The sequence below is a fragment of the Lactococcus sp. KTH0-1S genome (assembly GCF_052544945.1).
In genome coordinates, this window is record NZ_CP195165.1 from 722183 (window position 1) to 739315 (window position 17133).

The window sequence follows — 17133 nt, forward strand, 5'->3', positions numbered from 1 at the left end:
GGCAAAATTGTTTGACAACTTGACAAGTTGTATAGAAAACTTTATAATATAATCTATGCAAAACTTAAACAAAACAGAAAAAACATTTTTCGGTCAACCTCGCGGCCTATTGACGCTTTTTCAGACTGAGTTCTGGGAGCGTTTTTCTTACTATGGGATGCGTGCCATTCTGGTTTATTACCTCTATGCATTGACAACTGCTGACAACGCAGGTTTAGGACTTCCTAAAGCTCAAGCAATGGCGATTGTAAGTATCTATGGTGCACTTGTCTATCTTTCAACAATCGTTGGAGGGTGGGTTGCTGACCGCTTGTTGGGCGCTTCGCGCACAATCTTCCTTGGTGGAGTTTTAATCACTTTAGGGCACATCGCTTTAGCAACACCATTTGGTTTATCTTCACTATTCGTGGCATTATTCTTAATTATCTTGGGAACAGGGATGCTTAAACCGAATATTTCAAATATGGTTGGACATCTTTATTCTAAAGATGACTCACGTCGTGACACTGGATTCAATATCTTTGTTGTCGGAATTAACATGGGTTCTCTGATTGCTCCATTGATTGTTGGGACAGTTGGACAAGGTGTGAATTATCACTTAGGATTCTCACTTGCAGCTATCGGTATGATTTTTGCATTATTTGCTTATTGGTATGGACGTCTTCGTCACTTCCCAGAAATTGGACGCGAACCTTCAAATCCAATGGATTCAAAAGCAAGACGTAATTTTCTTATTACATTGACAATTGTTGTTATTGTCGCTATTATTGGTTTCTTCTTACTTTATCAAGCAAGTCCAGCTAATTTCATTAATAACTTCATTAATGTTTTATCAATTATCGGTATTGTTGTTCCAATTATTTATTTTGTAATGATGTTTACCTCTAAAAAGGTAGAATCAGATGAACGTCGTAAATTAACAGCATATATTCCTTTGTTCCTTTCTGCTATTGTCTTTTGGGCAATTGAAGAACAAAGTTCTACAATTATTGCGGTTTGGGGAGAATCACGTTCTAATTTGGACCCAACTTGGTTTGGAATTACTTTCCATATTGACCCTTCTTGGTATCAATTATTGAACCCGCTCTTCATCGTTCTCTTATCACCTATCTTTGTTCGTCTTTGGAATAAATTGGGTGAACGTCAACCTTCAACAATTGTAAAATTTGGTCTTGGTTTGATGTTGACAGGGATTTCTTATTTGATTATGACACTTCCAGGTCTCTTGAACGGAACTTCTGGTCGTGCAAGTGCTCTTTGGTTAGTATTGATGTTTGCTGTCCAAATGGCAGGTGAATTACTTGTTTCACCAGTTGGATTATCAGTTTCAACAAAATTAGCTCCAGTTGCTTTCCAATCACAAATGATGGCGATGTGGTTCTTGGCAGATTCAACTTCACAAGCAATCAATGCTCAAATTACACCACTCTTTAAAGCAGCAACAGAAGTTCACTTCTTTGCGATTACTGGTATTATTGGTATTATCGTGGGAATTATCCTCCTTATTATCAAAAAACCTATTTTGAAATTAATGGGAGATGTTCGTTAATTAGTAATTAATAAAACCTATCTTTAATGATAGGTTTTTTGTATTTTAAAAACTATAGAAGTGTCTGAAAAGTTACACTTGTTAAAAGTCTTTTACAAATCAATCGTTTTTATCTGCGCTTACATTATGATAAAATATAGTGTAACGTGATTTTAAATTATTTGCAGATGTTAGTGCCTTTGTTTAAAAATCAAAGACATTCACAAATGCTAAAATAAATTAAAAATATTAAAAATAAGAAAGGAGTTAAAATGAGTATAGGAACCCAAAAAAGAAGTAACAAGAAAGTCTTTATTATTATTATATTAGTAACAAGTATTTTTTCTTCAAATTTAATGTTCCAAAATGCTTATGCTACAACTGTCTATGGGAATGTTGGAGTTTCTAAACTAGATAAAACTAGTTCTGGTGTTCGTTGGTCTGTAAGGGAGGAAGTTTCAGACGGATATACATTCAGAGGTGAAATTACTGTAAAGTACTACAATAAGAAATACCGGACTCTATATTATCCAGTGGGAGGATATTCATGGGGAGGTTGGATTACAGGTTATGTTAATTTTCCAAGACGCTCTGGAGGAACTGTCACATTGACAGGGCAATCAGGAGATATTTTTGGAAAAGGAGCAAGAGTTGCTCCTGGTGTAAAAATAGGATTTTAATTATGACTAGTCTAGAAAAAATACTAGAAAACTATCTTGAAATAACCCAAGATGGGAATAGATACTCAATTGTCATTGAAGAAGAACTTAGGATTTATTCAATTGAAATTAAAAATATTAATATAGTTTCTCTTGTAAAAATGTATATGTATCTTATTCAACTTATTAGTAATGCACAATTACTTTTCTCTCAATCATACAGTGGTGAGAAAAGGGATACTATAGATACTATTACTATTTCGTTAAATGAAAGTAACTACAATAAACTTATTAGATTTTATGATAGTGTCAGTTTATAAAGCTATATTGTTATTAGTTACTTTTAAAAATAAAAAATATAAAAGATGGAGTTATTATGCCTACTATTGAAACTCTCGCACGCTTTCAGTTTGCGATGACGACAATCTTCCACTTTTTCTTTGTACCACTTTCTGTCGGAATGGTTCTCATGACAGCGATCATGGAAACGATCTATGTGAAAACTGGTGATGAAAAATGGAAAAAACGGACGAAATTTTTTGGATCAATTATGCTCTTATCCTTTGCAGTAGGGGTCGTAACCGGTATTATCCAAGAATTTCAATTTGGAATGAACTGGTCAGATTATTCTCGCTATGTTGGGGATATATTTGGCGCACCTTTAGCCGTTGAGGCCTTACTTGCCTTCTTCTTGGAATCTACATTCCTTGGAGTGTGGATGTTTGGTTGGGATAAATTAGGTAAGAAATTGCATAATGCAACACTTTGGATTGTATTTGTTGGGACCTTCTTATCATCTTTATGGATTTTAGCGGCAAACTCATGGATGCAAAATCCAGTGGGATATGAAGTTAAAGGTGGACGAGCAACATTAACAAGTTTCTCTGCCCTTTTGACAAATCCTCAAACTATTTTGGAATTTAGCCACGTGGCAACAGGTTTCCTTGTAACTGGTGGTTTTGTGGTTGCTGGTATTTCAGCTTATCAAATTCTTAAAAATCGTGAAATTGATATGTTTAAACCAGTTTTACGTTTGGGACTTTTAGTAGCTCTAATCGGTGCAGTTGGTAACTTTGTTGCTGGTGACCAACAAATGATTGAAGTTAAAAACTCTCAACCTATGAAATTTGCTGCAACTGAAGGGGTTTATGAAACAACACCTGACCCTGCGGCTTGGGATATGGTTGCCTTCTTTAATGAAGCTGACCACAAAGAAGTATTTGGAATTCAAATTCCTTATATGCTTTCAATTCTGACTTATCACCGTCCAAGCGGTTCGGTTGAAGGGATGAATGAAATTAACGCTCAACTTCAAAAGAAATATCCTGATGTAGCTAAAGAAATTGGCGGTAATTTCTTCCCACCAGTAACGGTTCTCTTCTGGACTTTCCGGATTATGGCCGGTCTATCAATGTTAATGATTTTACTTTCTGCTCTGGGGCTCTTTTGGACTAGAAAGAAAAAACCAAGTCTATATGAAAATAAGTTTGGCTTACAAGTTTATCGTTGGATGCTATTTGCACCTTTCCTTGCGATTACCTCAGGTTGGTTAGTTACTGAACTTGGTCGTTATCCTTGGACCGTTTATGGTTTATTTACAATCAAAGATTCAGTTTCACCAAATGTTTCTGTCGGTTCACTTTTATTCTCAAATATCGTCTATTTCTTCCTTTTCTGTTTCCTTGGTGCTGTGATGGTTTACTTTACGCTTCAAAGAATGAAACAAGGAGTAGAAGGAGCGGAAACAGCTTATGTTTCTTTAGATTCATTTAGTCAAGAAAATTTTGCTTCTTCATCAAAAGAAGATAGTGAAATTCAAAAAGAAACTGATGAGAAAGGGGTGGATAAATAATGACTGGATTACAACTTTTTTGGTTTATTATTGTTGGAGTATTATTTAGTGGCTTTTTCTTCCTCGAAGGTTTTGACTACGGTGTAGGAATGAGTGCAATTACAATTGCCAAGGACAAACGTGAGGTTGAACAAGCTATCGGATCAATTGGTCCAGTTTGGGATTTGAATGAAGTTTGGTTATTAACTGCCGGTGGGGCAATGTTTGCTTCATTCCCTTATTGGTATGCTTCATTGTTCTCTGGTTTCTATCTTATTCTATTTTTGATTTTAGTAGGTTTGATTTTCCGGGGAGTAACATTTGAATTTCGTCATCACTCACATACGGAAAAAGGAAAAATGCTCTGGACAAAAGTTTTGGGCGTTGCAAGTTTTGCTATTCCATTTCTCTTTGGATTGATGTTTACAAGTATGATTCAAGGCGTTCCAATGGATGCTAAAGGAAATGTGACTGCTACTTTTACTACTTACGTTAACTTTTTGTCAGTCGTTGGTGGTGTTGCTGTAATGCTCTTAGCTTGGCTTCATGGCTTAAATTATTTAGCCTTGAAAACAGAGGGAGCTTTACGTGAGAGAGCTGCAAAGATAGCTAATATTCTCTATTTTGTTCTTTATGCTGGTGAAGTTGTTTTCGCTGTATTGTTAGTTATTTTCACTGATTTCTTTGAAAAACATTTTATTGGAACTTTAGTTTTACTTGCTTTGATTGTTATTCTAACTCTTGTGGCACATTTATCTGTTCGTGCAGGAAAAGAAATGTCTGCTTTCTTGGCTTCAGGTTTGACTTTCATTGCCCTTGTTGCATTGATTTTCCAAGGGATTTTCCCACGTGTAATGATTGCAACTAACCCTGCTCACAGTATTTTGATTAAAAATGCTAGTTCAACAGGCTATACTTTGAAAACAATGACAATCATTACTCTGGTTATCTTACCATTTGTACTCATCTATATGGGCTGGACCTATTTCATTTTCAGAAAAAGAATTAAAAAATAAAACATGAAAATAACTGGTTGAACCAGTTATTTTCAGATTAGTTTGTAAATTGATATAATTAATTAAGACAACTACATATTATGGTCAGGAAAATTTTTTCTGACCTAAATTTTTTAGAAAGGAACTGAGGAATTTTATTTTACTGACAGAAATTCTATGAGCAGATTTTAGAAACTGCCGACCTTTCTGATAAGTTCTGTCAGTTGAATGCGCCCAGAGGAAGTCATTCAATCGGTAAATGAAGGAACTGTCAGCTTTGTTGGTAAGTTCTGTCAGTTGAATGCGTTAGAGGAAGTCATTCAATCCGTGAATGAAGGACCTATCAGCTTTGCTGGTAAGTTCTGTCAGTAAAATATTATCTCATCAGTAACTTTAAACATGATTGATAAATCTCTTTTTGAACTGCCAGGTGTAAGAAGAATGTTTCCGATATTGGGGATTCTGGCAGTTTTTCAATTCATTGCAATTGCCGGTCAAGCTTTATTTCTAGCTACTGCGATTACTAAGCTTTGGCAAGGACAATTATTTTCTCATACCATTCCTTGGGTTTTGGGCTTTTTTGCTTGCTTTTTGAGCCGTGAAATTATTAATTTTGGTCGTTCAAAGGCTCTGGATAAACTTGCTTACCAATTAGCAACAAAATTGCGGGGGAATATGTTGGATAAATTTTTCCGACTTGGTCCAGTTGCTATTGCTAATTTAGGTTCGGGCTCAGCTGCAACAACAGTAATCACAGGAATTGATCAGGTTGAAAATTATATTAAATTGGTCCTATCCAAAGTCTTAAATATGATGATCATTCCAATGTTAATTTTGATTCCAGTGTATTTTCTTGATTGGCAAAGTGGAATTGTGTTAACTTTGACATTTCCTTTTGCAATTATTTTTATGATTCTATTGGGATACGCAGCACAAGGACGTGCTGAACGTCAATACAAAACTTTCCAATATTTATCAAATCACTTTTTAGATTCATTGCGTGGAATTTCTACATTGAAATATTTTGGATTGTCTAAAGATTACTCAAATTCAATTTATAAAACTTCTGAAGACTTTCGTAAAGAAACGATGGGCGCATTGAGAATCGCTATGCTTTCAACCTTTGCCCTTGATTTTTTTGCAAGTCTTTCGGTTGCTGTTGTCGCACTGTTTTTGGGACTTCGTTTAATGAGCGGTGATATTTTACTTTTTCCAGCTTTGGCGGCTCTAATTTTAGCACCAGAATATTTCCTTCCACTGCGTGATTTTGCAAGTGATTATCATGCGACGCTTAATGGAAAAAATGCTTTGGCAGCTGTGAATGAAGTTCTTTCAACTGAGGAAAATACTTTGTCAGTACTTACAGAAAAAGTAACTTGGAGGGCAAATTCACAACTTCAACTGACAGAGTTAGGAAAAATTTATGACACAGGGCGTGGAATCTCAAATGTTAATCTGTCAGTAAATGGCTTTAAAAAAATTGCCATTGTCGGAAATTCAGGTTCTGGTAAATCAACATTGCTTTCAATGCTGGCTGGATTTCTAAAACCAACAGCTGGTGAAATTAAACTCAATGAGCAAAGTTTGACTTCTTTAACTGACGAAAACTATCGTCAGTCAGTTCAATTCATTCCACAAAAGACTTATATTTTTGCAGGAACTTTTCGTGAAAATTTAGCTTTTTACGAACCTGATTCTACTGATGACGAAATCAAAGCAGCGGCAAAACTTGCTGGTTTAGAAAGTCTAATTGATGAAATTGGTCTTGATGGACAAATTGGGGCCAGTGGTCGTACAATTTCAGGGGGACAGGCTCAACGTGTTGCATTAGCCAGAGCATTTTTAAGTCATACCCGCAATATTTTGTTTCTTGATGAACCGACAGCTCATCTGGACATTGAAACCGAATTAGAAATTAAAGCAAATATTTTACCTTTACTTGAAAATAAACTTGTTTTCATTGCTACTCATCGTCTTCATTGGCTTTCATCAATGGATTTGGTCATCGTATTAAACGAGGGACAGGTCGCAGGAATTGGAACTCCTGAACAACTATTATCTGAAAATACTTACTATCAAAAATTACTTAGTCAGATGCGTGGCGTTGATGATGACAAAAATTTATTAGACAATGAAACAAGCAAATCAGTAAAGGACCAAGAAGAAAAAGTATCTGAGAGGTCGAACTTTTCGTCAGTAAATGATAAATCTACTGACAGCTCTGTCAGCCAAGCTTCATCAGATAATGGAGGTCAGAAATAATGAAATTAAAAAATATTTTGTTTGGTAATGACTGGATTTCTCCATTTTTGAAAAAAAATCGTTCAGGCTTTATTCTATCTATTTTCTTAGGAACGATTACAATTTCGATGGCGGGACTTTTGATGTTCAGCTCAGGATATGTCATTTCTAAATCAGCAACAAAACCAGAAAATATCTTAATGATTTATGTTCCAGTTCTCTTTGTACGTATTTTTGGGATTGGACGACCAGTGATGCATTATGTCGAAAGATTAACTTCTCATAATTGGATTTTAAAAATCACAAGTCTCTTACGAAAAAAACTCTATTTGCGACTGGAAAAAACGGCCGTTACATTAGCAGATCGTTACCGTTTAGGTGACTTATTGGGTGTTCTTAATGAAGATATTGGAAATCTACAAGACCTCTTTTTGAGAACATTATTTCCAGTTTTAATTGCTGGAAGTTTATCGATTGCTCTAATTATTGCTGGAGGATTTTTCTCACTTTGGTTTGCTTTAGGTTTAGCGCTCTTCTTAGGATTTTTGATTGTTATCTTGCCATTAATTTCTTTGAAATTTACAGTAAAATTAGATGAAGAACTCAAAATTTATCGCAATCAACTTTTTTCTCATTTGACAGATGATATTTTAGGATTACAAGATTGGGTGCTTTCAGGACGAAAAGAAGATTTTCTGACAGCTTATCGAGGTTCTGAATTATCTGCTAGAAAAATTCAAGCCAAACTATTAGCTTTCGGACGTAGAAGAAATTTATTTTTACAAGTTGTCTATGGCGCATTAGTGATTTATTTGATGATTTGGTCTTCTGGTGCCTTAAGATTGGGAGACGCGCCTAATTATATTGCGGCAGTTAGTCTCGCTGCCTTCCCTTTATTTGATGCTTTTTCTCCTTTGTCTGATGCGGTGGTTGAAACGCAACGTTATGGCGATTCAATCAATCGTTTAAATGACTTACCAGACCAAGATGAAGAAGTAAGGACTGAGGAAATTGTTTATACAGATTTAGTCATCAATAATCTCCAATTTTCATTTGAAGAAAATAAAAAAATCTTTGATAATTTTAATTTAGAAGTTAAACAAGGAGAACATATTGCTCTATTGGGACGTTCAGGCGTGGGTAAATCAACACTTGCCGGCTTAATCAGAGGAGATTTAGTTCCCCAAAGTGGAAGTATTCAATTTTCTGGTGTTGAGCCATCTAAAGCTAAAAATGTTGAAGAAAAAATTGGTGTCATTAATCAATCCCCTTATCTTTTTGCGACAAGCCTTCGTTCTAATTTGACTTTGGCGAAACTCAATGCCAGTGATGCTGAAATTTGGGAAGCTCTTGAATTAGTTGGCCTCCGTAAAATGGTTGAATCATTACCTCAAAAACTTCTGACACCAGTAGATGAAGCGGGAGAACGATTCTCTGGTGGAGAACGTCAACGCTTAGCCTTGGCACGGGTTCTTTTATCAGATGTTGATGTTGTAATTCTTGACGAACCAACTGTATCACTTGACCCAATCACAGAAAATCAACTCTTAAGTCTCTTTTTTGAACGGCTCCGTGATAAATCAATTATTTTTATTACTCACCACTTATTAGGTGTTCATCATATGGACCGAGTTTTATTTTTAGAAAATGGCTCGATTAAATTTGATGGGAAACCCGCGGTATTACTGGAGAATAACCCAGCATTTAAAGAACTTTATCAACTTGATTTAGGAAATGAATAATATAAAAAATCAGTCTATGGGCTGATTTTTTTAATTTAGTTAGTTTTTGTGTTGACAAAACTAATTAAATGTTTTATAATCTTTTTTGTTAGGTAAATAAAAAATAAACTAACTAATTAATTTAAACTTTTCAAGAAATTAAAAGATAGTAAAGGAGAACCAATAATTAAGATGATAAAAATAATAATTCAAAAATTGAATTGGTTCATCAGACTTATTGAAGGCTCAGATGAACGACTAATCTATGCTTTTGATGACGAATTACAAAGAATTTGATATAAGGAGAATACATAATGTCAGAACAAACAAACAACTTATTGAATCTATTTTCAAAACTATTGCACAATCCAAACATCCTTTTTGCTTTAAGAGCAGATGGGATTTCAAAACAAATGAAAAACCGCGGTAACCGCAATGGCGCTCAAGGTTTACTCGTTGAATTATGGAATAATGATGGTCTAACCAATGCAGAAATTGCCGAACTTCTTGATATCAAACCTTCAAGTGTAACAGCTCAGGTTAAACAATTAGAAGAAGCGGAAATGGTTATTCGTAAACAAGATGAAAATGATAAACGTGTCAGCCGCATTTTCTTGACTGATAAAGGCCGTGAAGCTCAAGAAACACGTGATACAATGCATAATGATATTTCAGAAACAATTTTTGGCAATCTAACAGATGAAGAACAAGAACAATTAGCCTTTCTAATGGAAAAATTAGTAGAAAATAACGACGCACGTAATGATCAAGAGTTCCAACGAATGGCACAATTTTTCGGAAATCCATTTATGGAAAATATGATGAATGCTCATGACCGTCATGCATTTGGGAATCACATGCGCCGTGAAATGCAAAATTGGCAACGTGAAATGCGTCGTTCATCTCAAGAAATGAAACGTGGACAAAATCGTATGCGTCGTGACGAACGCTCACAAGCTCCGTTTGGTGAAGATTGGAAAGCCTTTGGTAAGCAGCTCAAAGATAGCTTTAAAAATAATTTTGGTGGAAGAGATCAAGCCGATTTTAATGAACATTGGGATCACTTTTCAGAGGAAATGAAAAATCGTTTTGGTGATTTTGACGGAAACCGTCGTCCAGATTTTGATTCTAAGCCAAAGACAGACAAAAATAAAGAACCTAAAAAACCAGAAAACTGGGATGATTTCTAAGGATTGAATAGATAAGGAGCGGAAAATGAGAACACTCAACGCTTACGCTGGTAAGACAGGAAATACTGCCAAGTGCGCTAGAAAGCTAGCGATACATTTAAATCAGGTCACACTTGTGGATTTAAATGCTGAAGTAGTAAATCCTAAAGATTTTGATGCTGTGATTGTTGCCAGCCCTGTTTATAGTCATAAATTTGAACGTTCAGTAGGCAGTTTCTTAAAAAAATATCAAGAAATTTTGCAAACGAAACCTTTTGCGGCATTCGTTACAATGGTTGAATATGATAGTTTTACGAAAGTGATTAAAAAAGAAATCGCCGAACCTTTGCGTAAAAATGCTGTAGCTATCGCAAACTTTGGAGGGGAGGTAAATAATTTGATCCCCTTTAATTGGCACGATAAAATTATTGCAAAATCAATGATTAAGCTAGAGTCTAAAAAACACCCGATTGAGTTTTTACCGGAAGCTGAGAAACAGTTTGTGGCTCAATTAAACAAAGTAGAGTGGATTTAAAATAGCTAAATTTATAGGAGAAGATAATGTCAAAAGAAACCAAAGCTCTTACGATAAACCCTCAACTTGCAGCTTTTCAAGAAGAACTTCTTAAAATCTATGACAAGGCAAACCTATCAGCAAAAAAAGGACAAACTTTATTTGTTGGCTCATCATTAATGGAAATATTTCCTATTGAGAAGTGGGAGGAAGCTGGGGAAGTTACTTTTTCACACTATATCTACAATCGGGCGGTTAGAGCTACGACGACCTCATTTTTATTAGAACACATAGAGAGTCAAATTTTTAATTTGGAACCTTCAAAAATCTTTATTAATATTGGAACGAATGATATCGGTTTTGAGATTCCAGAAGATGAGTTTTTGAATAACTATGATCAAATTCTTTCTCAAATAGAAAGTAAATTACCTCAAACGCAAGTTTATGTGATGCGCTACTATCCGATTAATACGGTTGATTTTGGTCAAGATTCAGATGAAAAAACTTTATTTGAAACGAGAAGTAATGAAAAGTTTCAAAAAGCTTCAGATAAAATAAAAAAACTTGCAGATAACCATCATTTTCACTTTATTGATGTTAATGATGGTTTATCTGATGAAAATGGCAATTTGAAAAAAGAATTAACTTTTGATGGAGCGCATCTAAACCCAGCGGGCTATCAACTTGTCTTAGAAAACCTCAAAGTTTATTTGGAAGAATAAAAAATAATTTAAGACGAAAAGTAATTGAAATCATTTATTTTCGTCTTGAAATTTAATAATTAGAAAAAGGAAGTAAGCAAACAATGGAAAGAGGTCCACAAATGGCCAATCGTATCGAAGGAAAAGCGGTTGACAAAACATCCATTAAACATTTCGTCAAATTGATTCGTGCTGCAAAGCCACGTTATCTTTTCTTTATCATTGGGATTCTAGCAGGAATCGTTGGAACACTAATTCAATTACAAGTCCCCAAAATGGTTCAACCACTTGTTAATAGTTTTGGACATGGAGTAAACGGTGGCAAAGTTGCCTTAGTTATCGCTCTTTATATTGGTTCAGCTGCTGTTTCTGCTATTGCAGCAATTGTCCTTGGGATATTTGGTGAATCAGTTGTAAAAAATCTAAGGACGCGTGTCTGGGATAAAATGATTCATCTGCCAGTAAAATATTTTGATGAAGTTAAAACAGGAGAAATGAGTTCTCGTTTAGCCAACGATACCACCCAAGTTAAAAATTTAATTGCAAACAGTATTCCACAAGCTTTTACGTCTATTTTACTTTTGGTTGGTTCAATTGTCTTCATGCTTCAGATGCAATGGCGTTTGACCCTTGCAATGATTATTGCTGTTCCAGTAGTTATGCTCATTATGTTCCCAATTATGACTTTTGGTCAAAAAATTGGGCGAACTAGACAAGATTCTTTAGCAAATTTCCAAGGGATTGCTAGTGAATCATTATCAGAAATTCGCTTGGTAAAATCTTCAAATGCTGAAAAACAAGCCTCTAAAAAAGCAGAAAATGATGTCAATGCGCTTTATAAAATTGGGGTAAAAGAAGCCATCTTTGATGGTTTGATGTCACCAGTTATGATGTTATCAATGATGCTGATGACCTTTGGACTTCTTGCTTACGGAATTTATCTCATCTCAACAGGAGTCATGAGTCTTGGGGCTTTGCTTGGAATGATGATGTATTTGATGAACTTAATCGGAGCCGTACCAACTGTGGCAACTTTCTTTACAGAACTTGCTAAAGCTTCAGGATCAACTGGCCGTTTGACTGAATTACTTGATGAAGAACAAGAAGTACTTCATCAAGGAGAAAGTCTTGATTTGGAAGGAAAAACCCTCTCAGCTCGTCATGTTGACTTTGCTTATGATGATTCTGAACAAATTTTACATGATATCTCTTTTGAAGCTCAACCTAATTCAATTATTGCCTTTGCCGGACCTTCAGGTGGGGGTAAATCAACAATTTTCTCTCTTTTAGAACGTTTTTATCAACCAACGGCAGGAAAAATTACAATTGATGATCAACCGATTGATAATATTTCTTTGGAAAATTGGCGGAGTCAAATTGGTTTTGTCAGTCAAGATTCAGCAATTATGGCTGGAACCATTCGTGAAAATTTAACTTATGGACTTGAAGGAGACTATACAGATGATGACCTTTGGCAAGTTCTTGACTTAGCTTTTGCAAGAAGCTTTGTTGAAAATATGCCTGATCAACTTAATACGGAAGTTGGTGAACGAGGTGTGAAAATATCTGGTGGTCAAAGACAACGTTTAGCAATTGCTCGTGCTTTCTTGAGAAATCCAAAAATCCTGATGCTTGATGAAGCAACGGCTAGTTTGGATAGTGAATCAGAATCAATGGTTCAAAAGGCTTTAGATAGTTTGATGAAAGGTCGCACAACGCTCGTAATTGCGCATAGACTTTCAACAATTGTTGATGCGGATAAGATTTACTTCATTGAAAAAGGTCAAATCACAGGGAGTGGTAAACATAATGAACTTGTTGCCACACATCCACTCTATGCTAAGTATGTTTCAGAACAATTGACTGTTGGTCAATAAACTAAAAAGCTCAACGATTTAAGTTGAGCTTTTTTTATTTTGACTTCTTATTGTCGCAATAATCATTTCTCCTGCTGTATAAATGAATACAAAAGGGGGATAGAAGAAAGTGATAATGAAGCTAATGACCATTCCAATCTTCCAAAAAGGATTCCGTAAATAGTGATAAACTTCCATTTGAGCGATTAGTTCAGCCTTTTCTTTAGGGTTGTCAGCAATAAAACAATCGGTCATATAACTATATGCAAATCCCCAAATATAAATCATCCCGATAAAGAGTAGGGCAGGTGCTTTTGGTGAGTGGATTCCGAAATCATGAAAGAAGTCCATTGTGCGTCCAGACCAAGCAGAAAGTACAGGAAGCATTGATAATGAGAGGACCCAAATCATGCAACTATGATAGATTCGACGAGTGATTTTCTCAGCCTGTGAAAGCATATATTGTTGATTAAACCAAGAAGTTGTAACATAGATAAAACTCAAAAGATAAGCAATCAGATAGACGAGATTATCTTTCAAAAAATCAAGAATTCCACCTGTTTTAGGTAATTCGAATTCTAATAACATAATAGTCATTACTACTGCAATAATTGCATCAATAAAACCGGCTAAACGCCCTTTAGATACCATAAAACCTCCTTTGTGTTACCAATTATAACAAAAGTTAATAAAATTTTATAAAAAAAATAAGCATTAAAGCTTATTTTTCTGTATCAGATGAATAGTTTTTATTTTTGGGGAAAAATCGTTTCTTGACAAAGATAAGAATCGCAAGGATGAAAATAATCCCTAAAATCACAACCACAACTGAAGAGTAAGAATCAAGAATTCCAGCAATCATCTCCCAGTTATCACCAAGAGCGGCTCCAAGGCACACTAGAACAATGTTCCAAATAAGTGTTCCCAAGGTTGTTAAAATAAGAAAACTTGGGAGTTTCATTTTAGCAGAACCAGCAGGGATGGAAATTAGACTTCTAATTAAAGGAATGAATCGGCAGAAGAAGATTGTTGCATATCCTCTCTTTAAAAACCATTTTTCAGCTTTTGTGATGTCCTCTGGTTTAAGACGAAGTACTTTTCCTAAACGTCCAGAAACTAATTTTTCTAAGCGTTCAACGCTTAAAAGACGACCGACGAAGTAGAGTATCAATGCCCCAAGCACAGAACCAATAGTGGCTGCGATAATCATGCCGATAATCCCCAGTTCGCTATAAGTAGTCATGAAACCACCGAAAGTTAAGATTACTTCGGAAGGAATTGGTGGGAAGATGTTCTCAATCATAATGAGAAAGGCAACACCAAAGTAGCCAAATTGGTTCATGACTTGGATAATTATTTCTTGCATTAATACTCCTTTTATTTGTCTATTACTTTAATTCTAACATAAGGCTGGAAGACCACCAAACAATATAAAGTACAAAAAATAGGCTTTGTCTTTTGGCAAGGTCTATTTTTTGAAATCATAGGTTTACTGACAGAGGCTGTCAGTAGATAAACTTCATCTACAAGTTCTGTCAGTCATTTGAAATGACTGACAGAAGAATTTGTATGTTATTCAGAAGCGAGGGCTTCAATTGTGTTCAAACGTGCTGCACGTCCACTTGGAGCTAAACTTGCGAGGAGAGCAATTAATACAGCAACGATAATCGCAAAGATAATGTGTCCACCAGAAATTTGAACGATACTTGCCCCGTCAAGGAAACTACTTAGAGCTTTATTGATGAGGAATTGTCCCAGGTAGGCAAATCCAATAGCGATAGCGGCTGATGACAGACCAAGAATCAAGCTTTCAGCGGTGAAGAGACGAGAAATATCTTTCTTACGTCCACCGAGTGCGCGGATAACACCAATTTCTTTTGTCCGTTCAGCAACAGACATGTAAGTAGTAACAACAATCATAAAGATTGAGACAATCAAACTGATTCCGGCAATAGCGGCAAGAACATAGCTGACGATATTTGTAATATTAGTGATGACATCGAGGAATGAAGTAACACTATATGTAACAAATGCTTTTGTTCCATCAATTTTCAAGTTTTGAATGTCAGAAGTTGCTGATTTGACATTATCTACTTTGTTAACTGTAACTACTGCATAAGTGGCATCACTATCTGCATTAGCAGATTCGAGAGCAGTTTTGACAGTATTGTAAGTGGCAATTAGGCTACTAGAAGAGCTTGCTGGGCCTTGAGGATTTTTCAAAATACCAGATACAGTGAATTCTTTTGTAACTTCAACACTTGTTCCAGCAGCTGTTTTAGCTGGAATTTTTAAAGTAATTTTCTTACCAACTAATGATTTATAATCTTTATTTAATTCTTTAGCATCACTAGCATAGATTGCGATTTCGCCATCAGCAGGTTTTGAACCAGCAACGTAATCATCATTGATATTTGATTGAGTCCAAGTATCAAGAGTCATTAAACCAGATTTAGATTTATCACTGGCAGTAAGTGTTCCTAAGCCAGAAATTGAATAAGTTGGCTCAACTTTTTTGACGTTATCAACTTTTTTCAATTTTGAAAGATGAGTACTGTCAAGGTTAGTAGCAGCATTTCCAAGTTCTTGTTGCGTTTGTTGGAGTGCTTGCTCATTTCCTAATTTATTATCAGTTGTTGTCCGCTTGAAGATGGTGACCACATTCGGATTGACACTTGAAGTAATGGTGTCATTCATATATTTGGTTGCACCATTTCCTAGTCCTAAGAAAAAGATGACTGAGAACAGGCCGATTGCTGTTCCGATTGCAATTAATAAATTAATTTTCCAAGAGTGAGTAAAGTGTTTAAAGGCTGTTCTGAAAGTATCACGATATGACAACGCTTTTGAGTTCATTCGTTGATGTGATTCAACAGGATAGGGTTCTTTTAGACGTTCGTCACCTGTGATTTGTCCATCGGCCAAACGGATAATTCTTGTACCGTAATCAGCAACTTCTTGTGAGTGAGTAACGACGATTACTGTTTTACCAGATTGAGCAATTTGACGTAAGAGTGCTAAAACTTCTTTCGTGTTTTGTGAGTCAAGAGCACCAGTAGGTTCATCAGCAAGAATAATTTCAGGGTCAGAAGCTAGGGCACGCGCGATTGCGACTCTTTGTTTTTGTCCTCCAGAAAGTTGTGATGGATTTTTCTTACGGTGTTCGTAAAGACCGACTTGTTTTGTGAGCTCAATCGCTCTTTCATGACGTTCTTTATCAGATAAGCTTGTCATTTTAAGACTAATTAAAATGTTATCTAATACACTCAAATAGCTAACAAGATTGAAAGATTGGAAGATGAAGCCGATAGTATCTCGACGGTAAGCATCCATATCTTTTTCTTTTTTTGTTTTTTGAGCAAGGCCGTCAACGATGACATCCCCCTCATATTTACGGTCAAGTCCTCCAATGATATTCATCAGAGTTGACTTACCTCCCCCAGATTCTCCTAGGAGACTGACGAAATCACCACGTTCAAACTCGAGGTTGATTCCTTTGAGGACAGGAAATTCTTCTTTTCCAAGAAAATAGGATTTCCTAATATTTTTTAATTCCAAAACGGCCATAAAGACTCTCTTCCTTTTCTTAAAGTATGTACTTTACATTATAACTTAATTTTCTTAAATAAAAATAAGACCTAAGTCTTATTTTCAAATTTATTGACTACCTAAGCTAACCGTTCAATAAAAAATCTAAAATATTCATTCCCGTACTCGTTTGTGCTTTGTAGAGTTCTGTATAACCACATTGAGAACAAGAAATAGTAATAAATTTCTTATTTTGAACATCAAAAATCTTTGAAAAATTTCCACCGGTTGCTTGAAGTTGATCTTCTTCAAAATTATGATTGCCACATTTGATACAAGTGTATTGTTGTTGATAACCGTTCATTTTAACTCCTCCTCGTTAGTAAAGTG

Annotated in this window: 16 protein-coding genes; 12 read left to right on the forward strand and 4 right to left on the reverse strand. The window is 35.4% G+C overall.

Features of this window, described 5'->3' with window-relative positions; all coding sequences use genetic code 11:
- Positions 1 to 55 precede the first annotated feature (55 nt).
- The 12 genes from ACRYLU_RS03610 to lmrA all read left to right on the forward strand — a co-directional run bounded on the left by ACRYLU_RS03610 (position 56) and on the right by lmrA (position 13236).
- A complete protein-coding gene (locus tag ACRYLU_RS03610) occupies positions 56 to 1549 on the forward strand; it encodes a peptide MFS transporter (RefSeq protein WP_015426042.1) in 1494 nt (497 codons plus the stop codon).
- Positions 1550 to 1800: 251 nt separating this feature from the next.
- Positions 1801 to 2208 (forward strand): hypothetical protein, encoded by a 408-nt coding sequence (locus ACRYLU_RS03615; protein WP_445081234.1) that lies wholly within the window; start codon positions 1801 to 1803, stop codon positions 2206 to 2208.
- Positions 2209 to 2210: 2 nt separating this feature from the next.
- A complete protein-coding gene (locus tag ACRYLU_RS03620; RefSeq protein ID WP_445081235.1) occupies positions 2211 to 2507 on the forward strand; it encodes a hypothetical protein in 297 nt (98 codons plus the stop codon).
- A gap of 56 nt (positions 2508 to 2563) precedes the next feature.
- On the forward strand, positions 2564 to 4039 hold the full coding sequence (locus ACRYLU_RS03625; protein ID WP_038599788.1) for a cytochrome ubiquinol oxidase subunit I: 1476 nt from the start codon (positions 2564 to 2566) through the stop codon (positions 4037 to 4039).
- Complete coding sequence (cydB, locus tag ACRYLU_RS03630; RefSeq protein ID WP_445081236.1) at positions 4039 to 5034, forward strand: cytochrome d ubiquinol oxidase subunit II; 996 nt, start codon at positions 4039 to 4041, stop codon at positions 5032 to 5034. Before ACRYLU_RS03625 ends, cydB begins: the two co-directional genes overlap by 1 nt.
- A gap of 207 nt (positions 5035 to 5241) precedes the next feature.
- Positions 5242 to 5385: a hypothetical protein gene (locus ACRYLU_RS03635; protein WP_158423270.1), complete on the forward strand. Its 144-nt coding sequence runs from the start codon at positions 5242 to 5244 to the stop codon at positions 5383 to 5385.
- Positions 5386 to 5412: 27 nt separating this feature from the next.
- Positions 5413 to 7275: a thiol reductant ABC exporter subunit CydD gene (gene cydD, locus ACRYLU_RS03640; RefSeq protein WP_445081237.1), complete on the forward strand. Its 1863-nt coding sequence runs from the start codon at positions 5413 to 5415 to the stop codon at positions 7273 to 7275.
- The gene (gene cydC / locus ACRYLU_RS03645; RefSeq protein WP_445081238.1) at positions 7275 to 8996 is read left to right on the forward strand and encodes a thiol reductant ABC exporter subunit CydC; all 1722 of its coding nucleotides are present in this window, start codon (positions 7275 to 7277) and stop codon (positions 8994 to 8996) included. Before cydD ends, cydC begins: the two co-directional genes overlap by 1 nt.
- 293 nt (positions 8997 to 9289) lie before the next feature.
- Positions 9290 to 10165 carry a MarR family winged helix-turn-helix transcriptional regulator gene (locus ACRYLU_RS03650; protein ID WP_445081239.1) on the forward strand — a complete coding sequence of 292 codons (876 nt, stop codon included), beginning with the start codon at positions 9290 to 9292 and terminating at the stop codon, positions 10163 to 10165.
- Between the two features lie 25 nt (positions 10166 to 10190).
- Entirely contained in the window at positions 10191 to 10679 is a 489-nt protein-coding gene (locus tag ACRYLU_RS03655) for a flavodoxin domain-containing protein (RefSeq protein ID WP_445081240.1), read from the forward strand.
- A 26-nt stretch (positions 10680 to 10705) separates the two neighbouring features.
- Positions 10706 to 11380 (forward strand): SGNH/GDSL hydrolase family protein, encoded by a 675-nt coding sequence (locus ACRYLU_RS03660; RefSeq protein WP_445081241.1) that lies wholly within the window; start codon positions 10706 to 10708, stop codon positions 11378 to 11380.
- Between the two features lie 101 nt (positions 11381 to 11481).
- Positions 11482 to 13236: a multidrug efflux ABC transporter LmrA gene (lmrA, locus tag ACRYLU_RS03665; RefSeq protein WP_445081371.1), complete on the forward strand. Its 1755-nt coding sequence runs from the start codon at positions 11482 to 11484 to the stop codon at positions 13234 to 13236.
- An 18-nt stretch (positions 13237 to 13254) separates the two neighbouring features.
- On the opposite strand, the gene ACRYLU_RS03670 is transcribed toward lmrA, so the two are convergent.
- From ACRYLU_RS03670 to ACRYLU_RS03685, 4 genes are all read right to left on the reverse strand, one after another.
- Complete coding sequence (locus tag ACRYLU_RS03670) at positions 13255 to 13866, reverse strand: TMEM175 family protein (protein ID WP_334202074.1); 612 nt, start codon at positions 13864 to 13866, stop codon at positions 13255 to 13257.
- 70 nt (positions 13867 to 13936) lie between these two features.
- The gene (locus tag ACRYLU_RS03675; RefSeq protein WP_010905527.1) at positions 13937 to 14581 is read right to left on the reverse strand and encodes a DedA family protein; all 645 of its coding nucleotides are present in this window, start codon (positions 14579 to 14581) and stop codon (positions 13937 to 13939) included.
- Between the two features lie 206 nt (positions 14582 to 14787).
- Entirely contained in the window at positions 14788 to 16782 is a 1995-nt protein-coding gene (locus ACRYLU_RS03680; protein ID WP_038599812.1) for an ABC transporter ATP-binding protein/permease, read from the reverse strand.
- Between the two features lie 106 nt (positions 16783 to 16888).
- Positions 16889 to 17107, reverse strand: coding sequence for a zinc ribbon domain-containing protein (locus tag ACRYLU_RS03685; protein WP_003129656.1), 219 nt, complete (start codon positions 17105 to 17107; stop codon positions 16889 to 16891).
- Positions 17108 to 17133: the final 26 nt, after the last annotated feature.

What these genes read in the sequence shown, in the direction of transcription:
- ACRYLU_RS03610 (WP_015426042.1), top strand. Translation starts at nt 56, where the DNA reads ATGCAAAACTTAAACAAAACAGAAAAAACATTTTTCGGTCAACCTCGC.
- ACRYLU_RS03615 (WP_445081234.1), top strand. Translation starts at nt 1,801, where the DNA reads ATGAGTATAGGAACCCAAAAAAGAAGTAACAAGAAAGTCTTTATTATT.
- ACRYLU_RS03620 (WP_445081235.1), top strand. Translation starts at nt 2,211, where the DNA reads ATGACTAGTCTAGAAAAAATACTAGAAAACTATCTTGAAATAACCCAA.
- ACRYLU_RS03625 (WP_038599788.1), top strand. Translation starts at nt 2,564, where the DNA reads ATGCCTACTATTGAAACTCTCGCACGCTTTCAGTTTGCGATGACGACA.
- cydB (WP_445081236.1), top strand. Translation starts at nt 4,039, where the DNA reads ATGACTGGATTACAACTTTTTTGGTTTATTATTGTTGGAGTATTATTT.
- ACRYLU_RS03635 (WP_158423270.1), top strand. Translation starts at nt 5,242, where the DNA reads ATGCGCCCAGAGGAAGTCATTCAATCGGTAAATGAAGGAACTGTCAGC.
- cydD (WP_445081237.1), top strand. Translation starts at nt 5,413, where the DNA reads ATGATTGATAAATCTCTTTTTGAACTGCCAGGTGTAAGAAGAATGTTT.
- cydC (WP_445081238.1), top strand. Translation starts at nt 7,275, where the DNA reads ATGAAATTAAAAAATATTTTGTTTGGTAATGACTGGATTTCTCCATTT.
- ACRYLU_RS03650 (WP_445081239.1), top strand. Translation starts at nt 9,290, where the DNA reads ATGTCAGAACAAACAAACAACTTATTGAATCTATTTTCAAAACTATTG.
- ACRYLU_RS03655 (WP_445081240.1), top strand. Translation starts at nt 10,191, where the DNA reads ATGAGAACACTCAACGCTTACGCTGGTAAGACAGGAAATACTGCCAAG.
- ACRYLU_RS03660 (WP_445081241.1), top strand. Translation starts at nt 10,706, where the DNA reads ATGTCAAAAGAAACCAAAGCTCTTACGATAAACCCTCAACTTGCAGCT.
- lmrA (WP_445081371.1), top strand. Translation starts at nt 11,482, where the DNA reads ATGGCCAATCGTATCGAAGGAAAAGCGGTTGACAAAACATCCATTAAA.
- ACRYLU_RS03670 (WP_334202074.1), bottom strand. Translation starts at nt 13,866, where the DNA reads ATGGTATCTAAAGGGCGTTTAGCCGGTTTTATTGATGCAATTATTGCA.
- ACRYLU_RS03675 (WP_010905527.1), bottom strand. Translation starts at nt 14,581, where the DNA reads ATGCAAGAAATAATTATCCAAGTCATGAACCAATTTGGCTACTTTGGT.
- ACRYLU_RS03680 (WP_038599812.1), bottom strand. Translation starts at nt 16,782, where the DNA reads ATGGCCGTTTTGGAATTAAAAAATATTAGGAAATCCTATTTTCTTGGA.
- ACRYLU_RS03685 (WP_003129656.1), bottom strand. Translation starts at nt 17,107, where the DNA reads ATGAACGGTTATCAACAACAATACACTTGTATCAAATGTGGCAATCAT.